Raw genomic sequence first — 17,625 nt, 5'->3', positions numbered from 1 at the left:
CGGAATCCCGCCGGGGCGTCGTTTTTTCGCGTCAGGCACGTTCCCGTGCAGGGTTTTGCCGGATGGGCGCGGCGTTACACGATGTCGTCGAGTGCCGTCGGGCCGATCAGGTCGATGCGGTCCGTGCAGACCGCATCGACACCCCAGCGCACGAGTTCGCGCGCCCGGGCGAGGTCGTTGACCGTGTAAGCCAGGATGCGCAGCCCGGCCGCCCTGATCGCGCGCACGAGCGGTTCGTTCAGCCTGCTGTGGTCTGCATGCAACGATACGCAGCCGAGCGCGCCGACGACCTGCGCACGCCAGTCGTCCGGCACCGCCTCGTACAGCATCCCGCGCGGCAGGGCCGGTGCGCGCGCGCGCGCCTGTTGCAGCGCGTCGAACGAGAACGACGACAGGAGCGGCGCCACGGGCGCACCGTGCCAGTATGCTGCCGCATCGGCGGCCACCCGCGACCCGGTCTCGCGCTCGCGGCCGGGGCACGGCTTGATCTCGACGTTCGCGGCCAGCCCGTGCGCGACGCAACGCGCCGCCGCCGCCTCGAACGTCGGCATCCGCTCGCCCGCGAAGCGCACGTCGAACCAGGCGCCCGCGTCGAGTTCGGCCAGCGCGGCATAACGCATGCCCGCCGCAGGCCCGCTGCCGTTCGACGTGCGGTCGACCGTGTCGTCATGCAGCAGGAACGTCACGTCGTCGGCCGACAGCTTCGCGTCGAACTCGACCATCCGGTGACCGCGCCGCGCGCCCTCGTCGAGCGCGGCGAGCGTGTTCTCCGGCGCGAGCGTGCCGCCGCCGCGATGGGCGACGACGCGCGGATAGGGCCAGTCGGTACGGGAAGTCATCGTGCGCCTCGCGGCAGGTTCGTCAGGGTCAGCCGGCACGCTTGCCGGTCTCGGGATCGAAGAAATGCAGCCGGTGCGCGGGCAGCGAGGCGCCCAGCGCCGTGCCGCGCGCGGGACGATCCGCGTGCGGCAAGCGCACCGCGACGTCGTGGTTGCCCCAGCGGCCGTGCGCGAGGTTGTCCGCGCCGAGCAGCTCGCACGAGTCGACCGGCAGCGTCGCCTGCGCGACACCCGGCTGCGGCGTCATGTGCTCCGGCCGCACGCCGAGCACCCAGTCGCGCCCGGTGGCGATCGCGGTACCGATGCCGGGCGCGCCGGCAACCGGCAGCGCCGGACCGCCGCCCGCGACCGTAAATGTCGCGCCGTCCTCCGACAGCCGGCCGTGCATCAGGTTCATCGCCGGCGAGCCGATGAAGCCCGCGACGAACACCGTCGCCGGCTTCTCGTACACGTCGACCGGCGCGCCGATCTGCTCCGCATAGCCGCGGTTCATCACGATCACGCGCTGCGCGAGCGTCATCGCCTCGATCTGGTCATGCGTCACGTACACGCTCGTCGTCGCGAGCCGCGCATGCAGCCGCTGGATCTCGAGCCGCATTTGCACGCGCAGCTTCGCGTCGAGGTTCGACAGCGGCTCGTCGAACAGGAACACCGACGGCTCACGCACGATCGCACGCCCCATCGCGACGCGCTGCCGCTGGCCGCCCGACAGTTCGCGCGGCCGCCGCGCGAGCAGCGGCTCGAGTTCGAGGATCTTCGCGGCCGCGGCCACCCGCGCGTCGATCGTCGCGCGCTCGATGCCGCGGATCTTCAGCCCGTAGCCCATGTTCTGCGCGACCGTCATGTGCGGATACAGCGCGTAGTTCTGGAACACCATCGCGATGTCGCGATCCTTCGGCTCCAGCGCGTTGACCATGCGCTCGCCGATCGCGATCTCGCCGTCCGTCACCGTCTCGAGCCCCGCGATCATCCGCAGCAGCGTCGACTTGCCGCAGCCCGACGGGCCGACCAGCACGATGAATTCGCCGTCGGCGATCTCCACGTCGATGCCGTGCAGCACGTGCTGCTTGCCGTCGTAGGATTTCCTGACGCCCTTCAAGCTCAGCGCAGCCATACTTGGTCCTTCTCCCGGTTGCCGTCCGTCGTTTATTTCTCGGAATCGACGAGGCCGCGCACGAACCAGCGCTGCATCGCCAGCACGACGACGAGCGGCGGAATCATCGCCAGCAGCGTCGCCGCCATCACGTATTGCCATTCGGTCGCGGCGTCGCCGCTCGCGATCATCGTCTTGATGCCCACCACCGCCGTCGACAGCGACGCCTCCGTCGTGATCAGGATCGGCCACAGATACTGGTTCCAGCCGTAGATGAACGTGATCACGAACAGCGCCGCGATGCTCGTCTTCGACAGCGGCAGCACGACGTCCCGGAAAAAGCGCAGCGGCCCCGCGCCGTCGATGCGCGCGGCGTCCATCAGCTCGTCGGGCAGCGTCATGAAGAACTGGCGGAACAGGAACGTCGCGGTCGCCGATGCGATCAGCGGCAGCGAGAGCCCGGCGTAGGTGTTCGTCAGGTGCAGCGTCGACACGACCTGCACGGTCGGGAAGATCCGCACCTCGACCGGCAGCATCAGCGTGACGAAGATCAGCCAGAACGCCGTGTTGCGGAACGGGAAGCGGAAATAGACGATCGCGTACGCGGACAGGATCGACACCGCGATCTTGCCGACCGCGATCCCGAGCGCCATCACGAAGCTGTTGACGAGCAGCCGGCCGAACGGCGCCGTCGTGCCACCGCTGCCGTGCCCCCAGATGTACGCGATGTTCTCCAGCAGGTGCGTGCTCGGCACCAGCGACAGCGGGATCGTGAATACCTCCCGCGCGTTCATCGTCGCCGCGCAGAACGCGACGTAGACGGGGAACACGATCAGCACGATGCCCGCGATCAGCACCGCGTGGCAGAACAGGTCGAAGCCCTTGCGATTTTCGATCATGCGTATTGCACCCTGCGTTCGACGAAGCGGAACTGGATCACCGTGAGCCCGACGACGATGATCATCAGCACGACCGACTGCGCGCCCGAACTGCCGATGTCGAGCCCCTGGAAGCCTTCCGTGAAGATCTTGTAGATCAGCGTCTTCGTGCTTTGTGCGGGGCCGCCCGCGGTGGCCGCGTCGATCACCGGGAACGTGTCGAAGAACGCATAGACCAGGTTCACGACGAGCAGGAAGAAGCTCGTCGGCGACAGCAGCGGCAGCACGATGTTGAAGAAGCGCCGCACCGGCCCGGCACCGTCGATCGCCGCCGCCTCGATCAGCGAGCGCGGAATCGCCTGCAGCCCCGCGTAGAAGAACAGGAAGTTGTAGCTCACCTGCTTCCATACCGACGCGAGCACGACGAGGAACATCGCCTGGCCGCCGTTCAGCGCGTGATTCCACACGATGCCGCCCTTCGCGAGCGCATAGGTGACGAGGCCGATGCTCGGGTTGAACAGGAACGCCCACAGCACGGCCGCGATCGTCGGCGCGACCGCGTACGGCCAGATCAGCAGCGTGCGGTACACGCGCGCGCCGCGGATCACGCGGTCGGCGCACGCGGCGAGCAGCAGCGACACGACGAGCCCGCTCACCGTGACGAGCGAGCTGAACACCAGCGTCGTGCGGAGCGAGTCGAGGTACAGCGGATCGGCGAACAGGTGCGTGAAGTTCGCGAGGCCGACGAACTCGCTCGACGTGCCGAACGCATCCTGCATTTGCGTCGACTGCCACAGCGCGACGCCGGCCGGCCACAGGAAGAACACGGCGGTGATCGCGAGCTGCGGCGCGATCAGCAGGTACGGCAGCAGGCTCGCGCCGAAGCGGGAACGGGATTGCATCGCGGGCATCCGGTCAGGCGAAACGGAAAGGGAACCGCGCCGCCGGCCCGCACGCGCGCATGCGCGACGCGGCGGCCGGCGGCACGAACGCGATGCGGGCTCAGCCGCCCGACTTCTCGAAGCGGCGCAGCAGCTCGTCGCCGCGCGACGCCGCCGAATCGAGCGCGTCCTTCGGCGACTTCTTCTGCGCCCAGACCTGCTCCAGCTCTTCGTCGACGACCGTGCGGATCTGCGGCATGTTGCCGAGACGCAGCCCCTTCGTGTAGGGCAGCGGCGGCTTGTTCATCATCTGCTTGATCGCGGTTTCCGCGCTCGGGTTCTTCGCGTAGAAGCCCTGCTGGCGCGTGAGATCGTACGCGGCCGTCGTGACCGGCAGGTAGCCCGTTTCCTGGTGCCACTTCGCGGCGATCGGCGGCGAGGCCAGGAACGCGAGGAAATTCGCGACGCCCTTGTAGGTCGCCGGATCCTTGCCGGCCAGCACCCACAGGCTCGCGCCGCCGATGATCGCGTTCTGCGGCGCGCCCTTCACGTTCGCGTCGTACGGCATCATGCCGGTGCCGTAGCTGAACTTCGCGAACTTCTGCACGTTCGCGAGCGCGCCCGACGACGTCGTCAGGATCCCGCAGTCGCCGCTGTAGAACTTCGCCGACGCTTCGTCCTTGCGGCCCGCGTACGAGAACGTGCCGTCCTTCTGCATCTGCTGCAGGAACGCGATGTGCGCGACCTGCTGCGGCTTGTTGAATTCGAGCACCGCGTCGGCGCCGTCGAAGCCGTTGTTGCGGCTCGCGAACGGCAGCGCATGCCACGCACTGTAGTTCTCTAGCTGGATCCAGCCCTGCCAGCCGGTCGTGAAGCCACAGGTCATCCCGGACTTGCGCAGCTTCTCGGCGTCCGCCTGCACGTCGGCCCACGTCTTCGGCGGCTGGTTCGGATCGAGCCCGGCCTTCTTGAACGCGTCCTTGTTGTAGTACAGCACCGGCGTCGAGCTGTTGAACGGCATCGACACGAGATGGCCCGTCTTCGCGTCGCTGTAGTAGCTCGCGATGGTCGGCACGAAGGCCTTTTCGTCGAGCGGCACGCCGGCCTGCTTGAACACGTCGTAGACCGGCACGACGGCCTTCTTCGCCTGCATCATCGTCGCGGTGCCGACTTCATAGACCTGGAGGATCGCCGGCGCGTTGCCGCTGCGATAGGCGGCGATGCCCGCCGCGAGCGCCTGGTCGTAGGTGCCCTTGAAGACCGGCACGATCCTGTAGTCGCTTTGCGATGCGTTGAACTGCGCGGCGAGCTCGTTTACGCGCTCGCCGAGCGCCGACTCCATCGCATGCCAGAACTGGATCTCCGTCACGGCGAACGCCGCATGCTGCACACCGAACATCAGCGCGCCGCCCAGCGCGATCGAGCGAACCATGGTCCCCGCAGGCTTCTTCTTCATCGACCTCTCTCCTATGAAAACGTTACCAACAGCGTGTGCAACATTCCCGTCGCCATTGAACCGGCGAAGTCTAGTGATCGTTTGTGACAGTCAGTTGTCGTTGACGACGAACAGGCGCTGGTATTCCTTCAGCGCGAAGCGGTCGGTCATGCCGGCGATGTAGTGCGCGACAAGGCGCGGCTGCTGCGCGTCGTCGTCCGACTGGTAAGGCGGCGGCAGCAGCCGCGGATCGTCGATGAACGCGTCGAACAGCCCGGTGACGACCCGCTGCGCCTTGTTCGCCATGCGCATCACCTTGTAGTGGCGGTACAGGTTCTTGAACAGGAAACGCTTGAGGGCGGCCGCCTGCGCGGCGATCGCTTCGCTGTGCGCGACGAGCGGCGGCGCCGCGCGCACGTCGTCGAGCGACGCGGGCACGACACGTGCGAGATTGCGCGTGGTCTCGTCGATCAGGTCGACGATCAGCGTGTTGATGATGCGGCGCACCGTCTCGTGCACAAGGCGGCGGCCTTCGAGATGCGGAAATTCGGCGAGCGCCGCGTCGTAGTGGCGCTGCCACAGCTCGACTTCGGCGAGCTGCTCGATCGTGATCAGGCCGGAGCGCAGGCCGTCGTCGACGTCATGGTTGTTGTATGCGATCTCGTCCGCGATGTTCGCGAGCTGCGCTTCCAGCGACGGCTGGCGCCCTTGCAGGAAGCGCTCGCCGAGCGCGCCGAGCTTGCGGGCGTTCTCGCGCGAGCAGTGCTTGAGGATGCCTTCGCGCGTCTCGAAGCACAGGTTCAGGCCGTTGAACGCGCCGTAGTGCTCCTCGAGCTCGTCGACGACGGCCAGGCTCTGCAGGTTGTGCTCGAAGCCGCCGTGCTCGCGCATGCACGCGTTCAGCGCGTCCTGCCCGGCATGGCCGAACGGCGTATGACCGAGATCGTGCGCAAGCGAGATCGCTTCGACGAGATCCTCGTTCAGGCGCAGGTTGCGCGCGACCGAGCGCGCGATCTGCGCGACTTCGAGGCTGTGCGTGAGGCGGGTGCGGAACAGGTCGCCTTCGTGATTGACGAAGACCTGCGTCTTGTATTCGAGCCGGCGGAACGCGGTCGAATGAACGATGCGGTCGCGGTCGCGCTGGAATTCGGTACGCGCCGCCGGCGGCGTTTCCTGATGACGGCGGCCGCGCGACTGCGACGCGTGAGCGGCATACGGAGCGAGATGGGCTTCCAGCGCCGCCAGCGTCGGCGGCTCGACCGGCGCCGCGACGGATGCGCGGCCGGCCTCGGGCAGTGTGCTGCTGGATGTCTCGCTCACGTCTCCTCCACGTCAGGGGCGCCGGGGCATCCGGGGCGCCGTTACCGGGTTGTCTGCGCCAGTGTAGCGAACACGGCTTCGTCGGGCGCCTGGGTGATCAGCGTATCGCCGAATCGCTTCAGCAGGATGAACTTGATCGCACCGGCTTCGGCCTTCTTGTCGACGCGCATCAGGTCCATGTAGCGCGCATCGCCGAGTGCCGGCCCGCGGACCGGCAGGTGCGCGGCGGCGATCACCGCATCCAGCCGCCGCCGCGAAGCTTCGTCGAAGAGGCCGAGCCGCACCGACAGGTCGCCCGCCATCACCATCCCGCAGCCGACCGCTTCGCCGTGCAGCCACTCGCCGTAGCCGAGCCCGGCCTCGATCGCATGGCCGAACGTATGGCCGAAGTTCAGGATCGCACGCAGGCCGCCTTCGCGTTCGTCGGCCGCGACCACGCTCGCCTTGATCTCGCACGAGCGCTTCACCGCGTGCGCGAGCGCGGCCGGCTCGCGGCGGTTCAGCGCATCGACGTTCGCCTCGATCCAGTCGAAGAATTCCGCATCGGCGATCGCGCCCGTCTTGATGACCTCGGCCATGCCGGCCGCCAGCTCGCGATCGGGCAGCGTGGTCAGCGCGCCGATATCGGCGATCACGGCCTGCGGCTGGTAGAACGCGCCGATCATGTTCTTGCCGAGCGGGTGGTTGATGCCGGTCTTGCCGCCAACCGACGAATCGACCTGCGACAGCAGCGTCGTCGGTACCTGGATGAACGGCACGCCGCGCATGTAGCACGCGGCGGCAAAGCCGGTCATGTCGCCGATCACGCCGCCGCCGAGTGCGACGAGCGTCGTCTTGCGGTCGGCACGCTCGGTCAGCAGGCCGTCGAAGATCAGGTTCAGCGTTTCCCAGTTCTTGTAGGCCTCGCCGTCCGGCAGCACGACCGTCGATACGCGCTTGCCGAGCGGCGCGAGCGCGGCGCGCAGCGCGTCGCCGTAGAGCGGATCGACCGTCGTGTTCGTGACGATCGTGACCGAGGAACCGGTGATATGAGGAGCGAACAGCTCGGTGCGGCCGATCAAGGCGGCACCAATGTGAATCGGGTAGGCGCGGTCGCCCAGGTCGACGTTGACGGTAATCATGCTTGTAGCGGCTTGGCGATGACGCCTGCCAGTTCGAGTTGCATCAGCACCATGTTGACGAGGCCGTTGACCGACGGACGGCCGGTCTCGATGATGAAGTCCGCGCATTCGCGGTACAGCGGGTCGCGCACTTCGTAGAGCGCTTCGAGACGCGCCTTCGGATCGTCGGTCTGCAACAGCGGGCGGTTCTTGTCCTTGCGGGTGCGCAGCCACAGATCGTGCGGGTTGGCGCGCAGATAGATGACGATGCCGTTGCCTTTCAGGCAATCGCGATTTTCGGGGCGCAGCACCGCGCCGCCGCCCGTCGCGAGCACGATGTTCTCGCGCTGCGTGAGATCGGCGATCACCTGCGATTCGCGGTCGCGAAACCCGGCCTCGCCCTCCATCTCGAAGATCACCGGAATGCGCGCCCCCGTGCGGGCCTCGATTTCGTGGTCGGAGTCGAAGAACGTCCTGTCGAGCCGGCGCGCGACCGCACGGCCCACGGTGGTCTTACCCGCTCCCATAAGGCCGACGAAAAATACGTTTGCGTGTGGGTCCCGCGCTTGCAACGGCTTCCTCTGCTTGAATCTTGCTGGTGTGTGGCGCAGCTTACTGGCAAAGCGGCTGCCTTGTCGAGCCTGCGCCACCGGCTTCCGGCCCCGTTTCTCCCGCATCCGCGTCGCCCGCGCCGGCCGTCTCGCAACGCGCGCCGACGACCGTCGGCGTGATGAAGACGACCAGTTCGTTGCGCTGATCGCGCCGCGCGCGGTGCCGGAAAAGCGCGCCCAGAACCGGTATTTTGCCCAAGAGCGGCACCCGCGTCACATCGTCCCGGTTCAACTGCTCGTAAATCCCGCCGATCGCGACCGTCCCGCCGTCCTCGACCTCCACGCGCGTCTGGACGTGCTTCGTATGAATCGCCGGGCCGGCCGCGGTCGGCTCGCCGATGCTGTCCTTCGTCACGTCCAGGTCGAGCACGACGCGCCCGTCAGGCGTGATCTGCGGCTCGACCTCGAGCTTCAGTGTCGCACGGCGGAACTGCACGCCGCTCACGCCGTTGCCGACCTTGGCCTGGTACGGCAGCTCCGAGCCCTGTTCGACGATTGCCTTCACGCGGTCGGCCGTCACCACGCGCGGGCTGGAGACGATCTGGCCCCGCCCCTGTGCCTCGAGCGCGCTCAACTCGACGTCGAGCACGCGGCTGAGCGGCGCGGCGAACAGCGTGAAGCCGGCCGTCGCCGCCTCGAACCCGCCGAGCGGTCGCGCGGCCAGGTCGAGCGCGTTGCGCGTGTCCGCCGCGAATGCCGCGCCGTCGGCCGCGGGCGCCCGTCCCTGCGCGCGCAGCGCGACGCGTGCACCGAGGTTGCGCGAGAAGCCCTGTTCGCCTTCGACGATGCGCGCCTCGATCCGGACCTGCCGCGACGGCCGGTCGATCGCGCCGATCAGGCCCGCGATCTGCGCGATGCGCGGCGCAAGATCGGTGACGAACAGCAGGTTCGTGCGCGGATCGGCCGCCGCCGCGCCGCGTTTCGACAGCAGGCGCTGGCCGGTCGCACCGGCCAGCAGCCGCTGCACGTCCAGCGCGCGCGGATAGTGCAGCGCGAAGGTCCGGCTCGCGAGCGGCTCCAGTTCGGCCGCGCGTGCGTGCGTTTCGAAGCGCGCTCGCTCCCGCGCGGCGAGTTCTGCCGCGGGCGTGACCCAGATCACGTTGCCGCGCCGGGACATCGCCAGCCCGTGCGTGTCGAGCAACGTATCGAACGCATCGCGCCAGCGGACATTGTTCAGACGTAACGTCACGGTGCCGCGCACCTGCTCGCCGACGATGATGTTGAGCCCGGTGAAGCGCGCGAGCGCGTCGAACGCGGCCGCGAGCCCGGCGCCTTGCAGATTCAGCGAGATCTGCCGCGCGTCGTCCGGATCGCCGGGGTGCCGCGCCGCGGCGTCGCTCATGCGCGTCGGCGGCGGCAATGGGATCGGCGGCCCTTCCAGCAGCGGCACGGGTGCGGTTGTGCCCGCCTGATGCGCTGCACGTGCGGCCTGATCGAACGGCAGTGGGTCGTCCTGCGCCGAGGCTGCACCGTTCATGCCGACCGCGCCACCGGGCGCGCCCTGCGGCAGCGGTGTGTCCGAAGCGGGCACCTGCATCGATGCGATCGGCCAGCCGGCCGGCGGCAAGGGAGGCAGGGGCGGCAGCGCCGCGCGCGCCGTGGCCACGCATGATCCGGCCCAGAATGCGATCGCCCACCATCCGTATATCGTCATGGACGATCTCCTTCGTCCATGACGAACCGGCGCGCGCCATCGGCCGTCGCAAGCGTCACGGCACCGGCATCGACGCGCATCACGCGCGAGGCCCCGAGTGCTTCGCCCGGCGCGACGGCCGCGAACACGCCGTCACCTGCATCGAACAACGCAAGTCCGGCGTGCGCATCGCGGATCGTGCCGGCCAGACGCGGCGCCGCATCTTCGGCCACCATGGGCGAACCCGCGCCGCCGAATGGATCGCCGCCCGGTGCACCGGCAAGCGCGGGCACCGCGCCACCCGGAAAACGGGCTGCCGACAGCGACGGAAACACGTCGATCGTCATGTCGACCCGCGACGCGGGCGGTTTTCGCTCGATATGCAGCACCGAGGGCACCACCAGCGCGGGGAAGCCCGCCAACCCTCCCATCAGCCGCAGCAGCGCCGGAAAGCCGCCGTCGGCAACGATCCGCACCGTGCGCCGGCCGTCCGGCGCCGCATCGTCCGCGCGCCGCGGCTCGATCGACACGATCCGCAAACCGCTCGCTCCGGCCAGGTCGGCCAGCTCCAGCAACAGCGCGGGCCACGCCGGCGCACGCGGCGAGCTGACATTGCGCCCGGCAGCCGGGACCGTGTCGCGCCGCTGCTGCGCGGCGGCCGCGAGCATCCGCTGTGTGTCGGCGGCACGCACCTGTGCCATTGCCAGCAACGCGCGACTGCGTGCAAGTCCGCTCCAGTCGACGGCATCCGTCAGATGAATGGCGCCCACCATCACGGACGCGAATGCCGCCACGCAGCCGACGGCGTGTGCCGCGGCCGGCGACACCCGCGTCGCGTGGCCGAGCGACCCGGCAACGCCTCGCATGGACAGAGGCACGATCGCCGTCATGCGCCACCTCCTGCTGCGCCCTGCCGCGGCGACGCGTCGTGCCAGCGCACCTGTACGGAAAACCGGAACGGCACGGCTGCCCCCGTGACCGGCGTGGCCGAAGCCGGTGTCAGCGCACCGATATCGAAGCGCCAGTCGCGCCGCTCGGCTGCGATCCGCGCGAGCCACCGCGCGGCCGCCCGATAGCTCGTCGCGCGCGCGTCGAGCACGGCGCCGGACGAAGTCGTGCGCAATGCGTCGAGCCGGACGGTGTCGTCGCGCACCTGCGCCAGCGTTGCGAGCAGCCCGGTGGCGCGCCGGTAAGGCGCGGCAAGCACGACCGACCGCGCATCGCGCTGCGCGAGGTCGGCGGCCGCACCGGCGGCACGCCGTGCGGCATCGACCTGTGGCTGCAATTGCCGCAGTTGCGCCTCCACACGCGTACGCTCGGCATCCACGCGCCATCTCCACACTGTCTGCGCCCCCGTCCAGACGCAGGCCCCGAATATGCCGAGCACGATCGCTGCCCCGCACTGCATGGCACGACGCCGCCGCAACGCCTGCGCCAGCCGCTCACGGTATGGCAGCAGATTGAAGCCACCGAGCGCGGCGTGGCCGACGACAGGCCGCCCGAACCCCGTATCGGCCATCATTCCCACACCCCGCGCAGCGCCAGTCCGACCGCGAGGGCAAATGCCGGACCTCCCGGCACACCGGAGGGCTCGCCCGGCAACCCGTTCCATCCCGTGCAGTCGAACGGCACCGCGGCCACGCCGAGCGCATCGCCGATATCGGCGACCGACGTGCCGCAGCGGGCGATGCAGCGCGCGTCGCCAGCCACGAGCACGCAGCGCACCGGCTCGAATACGCACTGGCGCAATGCGTCGGGCAGCGCCGCCGGCACGTCGCCGGACACCGCGAACACCGGCGCGGCGACCGCGCCGTCGACCCGCCAGCCGCGCACGCCCGTGTCGCAGAACCAGAATGCGGCGTACGGACCGTGCGCGTCGGGTTCGAACTGCGCGGCATAGCGCAACGCGCGCAACGCGGCGGCCGACTCGCCGTCTACGGCCGTCAGGTCGATGCCGGCCTGCGCGGCCACGTCGATCCGCCGTTCGAGCAATGCCTGCGGTGCCACGGCGACCGCAATCTCGCCCGGACACGCGCCGTCGTCCTGCCGCCAGTCGAATGCGAGGCTGTCCGGCGCCAGCCCCGAGATGCGTTCGGCCGCCTGGCGGGCGGCGTGGGCGACGTCGTCGCGCCCGGCCAGATCGAGCGTCGCGGTCCGCATCTCGTCGTCGCGCAGCGCCATCACGCCGCGCGCGTCGCAGCGCACGCCCGCGGCCGACAACCGCGACACGGCTGCCGCCAACGCGCGCGCGACCGCGGCCCAGCGCGCGTCCTCCGGCCCGCCCGCCAGTCCCACCGGCTCCCGCTCGAGCCCTTCGACCCGCACATCCGCGACGCGGCCGCGCCGGCTCAGCACGGCCACCCTCACCTCGTCCGCACCGACGTCGACGCCCGTCGAACGGTGCCTGCCCGGCGCGAACCGCGCCGCCCATCGTCCTGTCATCCCAGCCTCCCGCGATCGTTGCGGCCCACGCCGCGTTTCCGAGGCCTGATTCTGCAAAGCGGCGCGTGCGCGCGACAGTCGGCCGGACGGCCAGCCACGGCACGGAACAGCCGCGCGGACGCTATGCTGGCGGCACCGCGATCCGCCGGATTTCCGGCGGACGCCCCCGCGTCAGGACCGGTCTTACCGGGCAGCTATAATCGCGGGACTGTTTTCCGGTATGCCTATGCAATCCACGTCTCCTACGTCCCCGCCTCCCGCGCCCGAGCCGAAGAAACGGCCCTGGTGGCAGAAAGCCCTGATCGGCGTCGCCGCGATGTGCGTGGCCCTCGTCGTGGCCGGCGGCCTCGTGCTCGGCTACGCGCTCGTCGTCGCGTGGCCGAACATGCCGTCGCTCGACGCGCTGACCGACTATCGTCCGAAGGTTCCGCTGCGCATCTATACGTCCGATCACGTGCTGATCGGCGAATTCGGCGAGGAACGCCGCGACATCGTCCATTTCAAGGACGTGCCGGACTCGCTCAAGAAGGCGATCCTCGCGATCGAGGACGCGCGCTTCTACGATCACGGCGGCGTCGACCTCACCGGCATCGCCCGCGCCGGCTTCGTCGCGCTGACGAACGGCCATGCGTCGCAGGGCGCGAGCACGATCACGATGCAGGTCGCGCGCAACTTCTTCCTGTCGAGCGAAAAGACCTACACGCGCAAGATCTACGAGATTCTGCTCGCGTACCGGATCGAGCGCGCACTGACGAAGGATCAGATTCTCGAGGTCTACATGAATCAGATCTATCTCGGCCAGCGTGCGTACGGCTTCGCGAGCGCCGCGCGCGTGTATTTCGGCAAGGATCTGAAGGACATCACGCTCGCCGAAGCGGCGATGCTCGCGGGGCTGCCGAAGGCGCCGTCCGCGTATAACCCGGTGGTCAATCCGAAGCGCGCGAAGGTCCGCCAGGAATACATCCTGCAGCGGATGCTCGAGCTGAACTTCATCACCCGCGAGCAGTACGACGAAGCCGTCGCGCAGCCGCTCGTCGTCAAGGGCGCGGGCCGCGAGTTCAGCGTGCACGCCGAGTACGTCGCGGAAATGGTCCGGCAGATGATGTACGCGCAGTATCGCGAGGAAACCTACACGCGCGGCTTCAACGTCGTCACGACGATCGACTCCGCCGACCAGCAGGTCGCGTACACCGCGCTGCGCAAGGGCATCATGGATTACGAGCGCCGCCACGGCTATCGCGGGCCGGAAGGCTTCATCGAGCTGCCGGCCGGCGCGGACGACCGCGAGCAGGCGATCGACGACGCGCTGCTCGAGCACCCCGACAACGGCGAACTGGTCGCGGCGGTGGTCACCGCGGCAACCCCGCGCCAGATCACGGTCGCCTTCATCGACGGCAGCAGCGCGACGATCGAAGGCGACAACCTGCGCTTCGCGTCGGGCGCGCTGTCGGCCAGCGCGCAGCCGAACCGCCGCATCCGCCCGGGCGCGATCGTCCGGGTCGTGAAGAACGACGCCGGCAAATGGTCGATCACGCAGTTGCCGCAGGTCGAAGGCGCGTTCATCTCGATCATCCCGCAGGACGGCGCGATCCGCTCGCTCGTCGGCGGCTTCGACTACAACAAGAACAAGTTCAACCACGTCACGCAGGCGTGGCGGCAACCGGGTTCGTCGTTCAAGCCGTTCATCTACTCGGCGTCGCTCGACAAGGGCCTCGGGCCGGCCACGGTGATCAACGACGGCCCGCTGTATTTCAGCGCCGCGGAAACCGGCGGCCAGCCGTGGGAACCGAAGAACTACGGCGGCGGCTTCGAAGGCCCGATGTCGATGCGCACCGCGCTGCAGCGTTCGCGCAACCTCGTGTCGATCCGGATCCTGAACCACATCGGCACGAAGTACACGCAGCAGTACATCACGCGCTTCGGCTTCGACGCCGACCGCCATCCGGCCTACCTGCCGATGGCGCTCGGCGCGGGCCAGGTCACGCCGCTGCAGATGGCCGGCGCGTACTCGGTCTTCGCGAACGGCGGCTTCCGCGTGAATCCGTACCTGATCGCCGAAGTGACCGATCCGAACGGCGCGATCGTCGCCCGCGCGCAGCCGCTCATCGCCGAGCAGAACGCGCCGCGCGCGATCGACGCACGCAACGCGTACGTGACGAACAGCCTGCTGCAGAGCGTCGCGCAGCGCGGCACGGGCGCACGGACCAATGTACTGAAGCGCACCGACCTCGCGGGCAAGACCGGCACGACGAACGACTCGCACGATGCGTGGTTCGCAGGCTACCAGCACACGCTCGCGGCGATCGCGTGGATCGGCTACGACAACCCGCGCAGCCTCGGCGATCGCGAAACCGGCGGCGGCCTGTCGCTGCCGGTCTGGATCGAATACATGGGCGCGGCGCTGAAGGGCGTGCCGGAGTTCAAGCCGGCAATGCCGGACGACGTCCAGTCGCTCGGCGGCGAACTGTACTTCACCGAGTTCACGCCGGGGCACGGCTTCGTGTCGACGGTCGGCGTGCCGCAGGCGCCGGCGGTCGAGAACACCGAAGAAGCGGCGCCGCACGTCGACGAGCAGGAAAAGCAGGACATCATGAACCTGTTCCGCGGCCACTGACGAACGGCCCATGCATGAAAAAAGCGCCCCGCGGGGCGCTTTTTCCTTGTGCGTTGATCCGACGTATCGGCACCCGGCCCGGCGAGCGCCCGTCGTTACGCGCCGAACGTGATCGGCAGGCCGGCCTGCTGCGTCGCGTAGCCGGTGAGCGCCGAGAAGAACTCGGTGCCGGTGCGTGTATCGCGCCATTCGCCGTCCACGAAGCGGTAATGGAATCCACCCGCCTTCGCGGCGATCCACAGTTCCTTCATCGGCGGCTGGAGGTTGATGATGATCTTCGAGCCGTTCTCGAACGTCAGCGTCAGCACGCTGCCGTTGCGCTCCAGATCGATGTCGTGATCACCGTCGTTCGCGGCATCCACGGTACGCTCGACGGCCGCCAGCACGGCCTCGGCACGGGCCAGGTATTCAGTATCGGACATGCTAAACTCTATCGGTTAAATTGTTCAGGGACGATCATGCGAGTCGTTTTCCGGATGAGCGCGATTGTAGCGGCTTTGGCGATTCTTGCCGGCTGCGGCCAACGCGGTCCGCTCTATCTGCCTACCGTGCCCCCGTTGCCGGCGAAGCCCATCCAGCAGCAGGACACGCCGCCGTCGGACGTCGCGCCGACCGATGAAAATGCGTCGTCCGACAGCATTCCCGACTCTTCCGGCACGCCGCTCACGCTGTCGCCCGAGCTGTCGAGCGGCGCATCGAAGGCCGCCACACCGGCATCAGGCCCGGCCTCCGCGCAGTAATCGCGCGCCGCCGCTCGCGCAGTGTCTGTCGCGACAAGGGCGATGACTTCCCGTCATCGCCCTTTGTTTTTTCGGGCCCGCAACGTCACGCACGGATGCGCCGCCAGCCCCATCCAAGCAGCCGCCAGCCGAGCAGCACCGCGACGACCGTCGCGTAGAGCGTCGGCTGCGCGAGATCGTGCTTGCCGGCCCGCATCCACCAGAAATGCAGCACGCCGAACAGCGCGATCACATAGATCGCGCGATGCAGCGCCGCCCAGTGACGGCCGAGCCGGCGCACCATCGCACGCGGCGATGTCGCGGCCAGCGGAATCAGCAGCACGAACGCGGCGAAGCCGACCGTGATGAACGGGCGCTTGCCGACGTCCTTCAGGATCGCGAGCACGTCGAACCACTTGTCGAACCACAGATACGTCGTGAAATGCAGCGTCGCGTAAAAGAACGCGAACAGGCCGATCATCCGGCGAAAGCGCAGCAACGCGGGAACGCCCGTCACGCGCCGAAGCGGCGTGATGGCGAGCGTGATGCAGAGCATCACCAGCGTCCAGAGGCCCGTCGAACGCGTGATGAATTCGATCGGGTTCGCGCCGAGCCGGTCGGTCAGCCCGAACAGCACGAGACGCGCGAGCGGATAGAGGCCGGCCGCGAAAACCAGCACCTTGGCGGGCGCAAGCCAGCGCGGCGACGCGGTACGCACCGCACTGGTCCGGGAAGTGCCCGCGGCGGCGGCCGTGCGTGCGCCGGACGCGCGCATCGGCGTCAGCGTCGAAGGAGGCATGTCGTTTCTCACCGTCGCACTCAGAAGTTCTTTTTCAGGTCCATGCCCTGATACATCGACGCGACGAGATCGCCGTAGCCGTTGAACATCAGCGTCTTGCGCTTCGGCGTGAAGAAGCCGTCCTCGCCGATCCGGCGCTCGGTCGCCTGGCTCCAGCGCGGGTGATCGACGTTCGGGTTCACGTTCGAATAGAAACCGTATTCGTTCGACGCATACATGTTCCAGCTCGTCTTCGGCTGCTTGTCGACGAAGCGGATCTTCACGAGCGACTTCGCGCTCTTGAAGCCGTACTTCCACGGCACGACGATCCGCACCGGCGCGCCGTTCTGGTTCGGCAGCACCTGGCCGTAGACGCCCATCGTCAGCAGCGTCAGCGGATTCATCGCCTCGTCCATCCGCAGCCCTTCCGAGTATGGCCAGTCGAGCACCGGCGTCGACAGCCCCGGCATCTGCGACGGATCGGCCAGCGTGACGAACTGCACGTATTTCGCGTTACCGGTCGGCTGTACGCGCCTGATCAGCTCGGAAAGCGGCACGCCGATCCATGGAATCACCATCGACCAGCCCTCGACGCAGCGCAGCCGGTACACGCGCTCCTCGAGCGGCGCGAGCTTCAGCAGCTCGTCGAGATCGAACACCTTCGGGTGCAGCACCTCGCCCTCGACGCTCACGCGCCACGGGTGCGGCCGCAACGTGCCCGCGTTCTGCGCCGGGTCGCCCTTGTCCGTGCCGAATTCGTAGAAGTTGTTGTAGGACGTGATGTCCTTGAACGGCGTCACCTTGTCGGCCGCGACGAACTTCGGGTTGGTTTTCGCCGCGAGCTTCGCGGCCCGCGCGTCGGGCGACGCATACGCGGCGAACGCCGCGCCGCTGCCGCCGAACAAGCCGCCCGCCGCCGCGAGGCCGGCCGCCTGCAATGCGCGCCGCCGGTTCTCGAACACCGCGCGCGGCGTAATCTGGCTCTGCGCGATATCACCGCCGGTCAGTACGGTGCGCAAAGGGGGTTTGATCCACATCGTGCTGCTCCTCCTGCATGCGCGGCGCGCACGCTTCATGAGCGTTCGACCCGGCCCACCATGCGCCGTTCGACGCCCGGACCGCCCGCCCGTTACAAAAGAAAACCGCCGGGCACGCAGTGCGCCGGCGGTCTTTTGTCGGACCAGCGTCGGAAATCTTACAGCTTGCCGTAGCTGTGCAGCCCGGACAGGAACATGTTGACGCCGAGGAACGCGAACGTCGTCACGAGCAGGCCCGTGAGCGC

General features: G+C 68.5%; 17 protein-coding genes. 2 read left to right on the top strand and 15 right to left on the bottom strand.

Features of this window, described 5'->3' with window-relative positions; all coding sequences use genetic code 11:
- Positions 1-74 precede the first annotated feature (74 nt).
- The 12 genes from ugpQ to DIE21_RS30385 form a co-directional block, all read right to left on the bottom strand.
- The gene (gene ugpQ, locus DIE21_RS30440) at positions 75-839 is read right to left on the bottom strand and encodes a glycerophosphodiester phosphodiesterase (RefSeq protein ID WP_124501158.1); all 765 of its coding nucleotides are present in this window, start codon (positions 837-839) and stop codon (positions 75-77) included.
- 28 nt (positions 840-867) lie between these two features.
- Entirely contained in the window at positions 868-1,953 is a 1,086-nt protein-coding gene (locus DIE21_RS30435) for a sn-glycerol-3-phosphate import ATP-binding protein UgpC (RefSeq protein ID WP_124501157.1), read from the bottom strand.
- A gap of 32 nt (positions 1,954-1,985) precedes the next feature.
- Positions 1,986-2,831, bottom strand: a complete 846-nt coding sequence (ugpE, locus tag DIE21_RS30430; protein WP_124501156.1) for a sn-glycerol-3-phosphate ABC transporter permease UgpE — start codon at positions 2,829-2,831, stop codon at positions 1,986-1,988.
- The gene (gene ugpA, locus DIE21_RS30425) at positions 2,828-3,712 is read right to left on the bottom strand and encodes a sn-glycerol-3-phosphate ABC transporter permease UgpA (protein ID WP_124501155.1); all 885 of its coding nucleotides are present in this window, start codon (positions 3,710-3,712) and stop codon (positions 2,828-2,830) included. The genes ugpE and ugpA overlap by 4 nt, the downstream gene beginning before the upstream one ends.
- A gap of 100 nt (positions 3,713-3,812) precedes the next feature.
- Entirely contained in the window at positions 3,813-5,147 is a 1,335-nt protein-coding gene (gene ugpB, locus DIE21_RS30420; RefSeq protein WP_124501154.1) for a sn-glycerol-3-phosphate ABC transporter substrate-binding protein UgpB, read from the bottom strand.
- 90 nt (positions 5,148-5,237) lie between these two features.
- Positions 5,238-6,446 (bottom strand): deoxyguanosinetriphosphate triphosphohydrolase, encoded by a 1,209-nt coding sequence (locus tag DIE21_RS30415; RefSeq protein ID WP_124501153.1) that lies wholly within the window; start codon positions 6,444-6,446, stop codon positions 5,238-5,240.
- Between the two features lie 41 nt (positions 6,447-6,487).
- Positions 6,488-7,567, bottom strand: coding sequence for a 3-dehydroquinate synthase (gene aroB / locus DIE21_RS30410; RefSeq protein WP_124501152.1), 1,080 nt, complete (start codon positions 7,565-7,567; stop codon positions 6,488-6,490).
- Positions 7,564-8,118, bottom strand: coding sequence for a shikimate kinase (locus DIE21_RS30405; RefSeq protein ID WP_124501196.1), 555 nt, complete (start codon positions 8,116-8,118; stop codon positions 7,564-7,566). Before DIE21_RS30405 ends, aroB begins: the two co-directional genes overlap by 4 nt.
- 40 nt (positions 8,119-8,158) lie before the next feature.
- Entirely contained in the window at positions 8,159-9,811 is a 1,653-nt protein-coding gene (locus tag DIE21_RS30400; protein ID WP_124501151.1) for a type IV pilus secretin PilQ, read from the bottom strand.
- Entirely contained in the window at positions 9,808-10,680 is an 873-nt protein-coding gene (locus DIE21_RS30395; RefSeq protein ID WP_124501150.1) for a pilus assembly protein, read from the bottom strand. The genes DIE21_RS30400 and DIE21_RS30395 overlap by 4 nt, the downstream gene beginning before the upstream one ends.
- Positions 10,677-11,312, bottom strand: a complete 636-nt coding sequence (locus DIE21_RS30390; RefSeq protein ID WP_124501149.1) for a fimbrial protein — start codon at positions 11,310-11,312, stop codon at positions 10,677-10,679. The genes DIE21_RS30395 and DIE21_RS30390 overlap by 4 nt, the downstream gene beginning before the upstream one ends.
- Positions 11,309-12,232: a competence protein ComA gene (locus tag DIE21_RS30385; RefSeq protein ID WP_124501148.1), complete on the bottom strand. Its 924-nt coding sequence runs from the start codon at positions 12,230-12,232 to the stop codon at positions 11,309-11,311. Before DIE21_RS30385 ends, DIE21_RS30390 begins: the two co-directional genes overlap by 4 nt.
- 226 nt (positions 12,233-12,458) lie before the next feature.
- Here DIE21_RS30385 and DIE21_RS30380 point away from each other — a divergent pair, with 226 nt between their 5' ends.
- On the top strand, positions 12,459-14,846 hold the full coding sequence (locus DIE21_RS30380; RefSeq protein ID WP_124501147.1) for a penicillin-binding protein 1A: 2,388 nt from the start codon (positions 12,459-12,461) through the stop codon (positions 14,844-14,846).
- A 95-nt stretch (positions 14,847-14,941) separates the two neighbouring features.
- Here the strand turns inward: DIE21_RS30380 and cyaY are convergent, their stop codons facing one another.
- Positions 14,942-15,268, bottom strand: coding sequence for an iron donor protein CyaY (cyaY, locus tag DIE21_RS30375; RefSeq protein ID WP_124501146.1), 327 nt, complete (start codon positions 15,266-15,268; stop codon positions 14,942-14,944).
- 36 nt (positions 15,269-15,304) lie between these two features.
- Here cyaY and lptM point away from each other — a divergent pair, with 36 nt between their 5' ends.
- Entirely contained in the window at positions 15,305-15,586 is a 282-nt protein-coding gene (gene lptM / locus DIE21_RS30370; protein WP_124501145.1) for an LPS translocon maturation chaperone LptM, read from the top strand.
- A gap of 85 nt (positions 15,587-15,671) precedes the next feature.
- Here the strand turns inward: lptM and msrQ are convergent, their stop codons facing one another.
- Together msrQ and msrP are read right to left on the bottom strand one after the other, a co-directional pair.
- Positions 15,672-16,364, bottom strand: coding sequence for a protein-methionine-sulfoxide reductase heme-binding subunit MsrQ (gene msrQ / locus DIE21_RS30365; RefSeq protein ID WP_124501144.1), 693 nt, complete (start codon positions 16,362-16,364; stop codon positions 15,672-15,674).
- 20 nt (positions 16,365-16,384) lie between these two features.
- Positions 16,385-17,380 carry a protein-methionine-sulfoxide reductase catalytic subunit MsrP gene (gene msrP / locus DIE21_RS30360; protein WP_124501143.1) on the bottom strand — a complete coding sequence of 332 codons (996 nt, stop codon included), beginning with the start codon at positions 17,378-17,380 and terminating at the stop codon, positions 16,385-16,387.
- Positions 17,381-17,625 lie beyond the last annotated feature (245 nt).

The organism is Burkholderia sp. Bp9140 (assembly GCF_003853425.1).
Classification (GTDB): Bacteria; Pseudomonadota; Gammaproteobacteria; order Burkholderiales; family Burkholderiaceae; genus Burkholderia.
This window is presented reverse-complemented; position numbering and strand designations above follow the sequence as displayed.

Coding starts and splice junctions, on each gene's coding strand:
- DIE21_RS30435 (WP_124501157.1), bottom strand. CDS start 1,953: ATGGCTGCGCTGAGCTTGAAGGGCGTCAGGAAATCCTACGACGGCAAG.
- msrP (WP_124501143.1), bottom strand. CDS start 17,380: ATGTGGATCAAACCCCCTTTGCGCACCGTACTGACCGGCGGTGATATC.
- DIE21_RS30390 (WP_124501149.1), bottom strand. CDS start 11,312: ATGATGGCCGATACGGGGTTCGGGCGGCCTGTCGTCGGCCACGCCGCG.
- aroB (WP_124501152.1), bottom strand. CDS start 7,567: ATGATTACCGTCAACGTCGACCTGGGCGACCGCGCCTACCCGATTCAC.
- ugpB (WP_124501154.1), bottom strand. CDS start 5,147: ATGAAGAAGAAGCCTGCGGGGACCATGGTTCGCTCGATCGCGCTGGGC.
- DIE21_RS30380 (WP_124501147.1), top strand. CDS start 12,459: ATGCAATCCACGTCTCCTACGTCCCCGCCTCCCGCGCCCGAGCCGAAG.
- ugpA (WP_124501155.1), bottom strand. CDS start 3,712: ATGCAATCCCGTTCCCGCTTCGGCGCGAGCCTGCTGCCGTACCTGCTG.
- DIE21_RS30400 (WP_124501151.1), bottom strand. CDS start 9,811: ATGACGATATACGGATGGTGGGCGATCGCATTCTGGGCCGGATCATGC.
- DIE21_RS30395 (WP_124501150.1), bottom strand. CDS start 10,680: ATGACGGCGATCGTGCCTCTGTCCATGCGAGGCGTTGCCGGGTCGCTC.
- ugpE (WP_124501156.1), bottom strand. CDS start 2,831: ATGATCGAAAATCGCAAGGGCTTCGACCTGTTCTGCCACGCGGTGCTG.
- lptM (WP_124501145.1), top strand. CDS start 15,305: ATGCGAGTCGTTTTCCGGATGAGCGCGATTGTAGCGGCTTTGGCGATT.
- ugpQ (WP_124501158.1), bottom strand. CDS start 839: ATGACTTCCCGTACCGACTGGCCCTATCCGCGCGTCGTCGCCCATCGC.
- msrQ (WP_124501144.1), bottom strand. CDS start 16,364: ATGCCTCCTTCGACGCTGACGCCGATGCGCGCGTCCGGCGCACGCACG.
- cyaY (WP_124501146.1), bottom strand. CDS start 15,268: ATGTCCGATACTGAATACCTGGCCCGTGCCGAGGCCGTGCTGGCGGCC.
- DIE21_RS30385 (WP_124501148.1), bottom strand. CDS start 12,232: ATGACAGGACGATGGGCGGCGCGGTTCGCGCCGGGCAGGCACCGTTCG.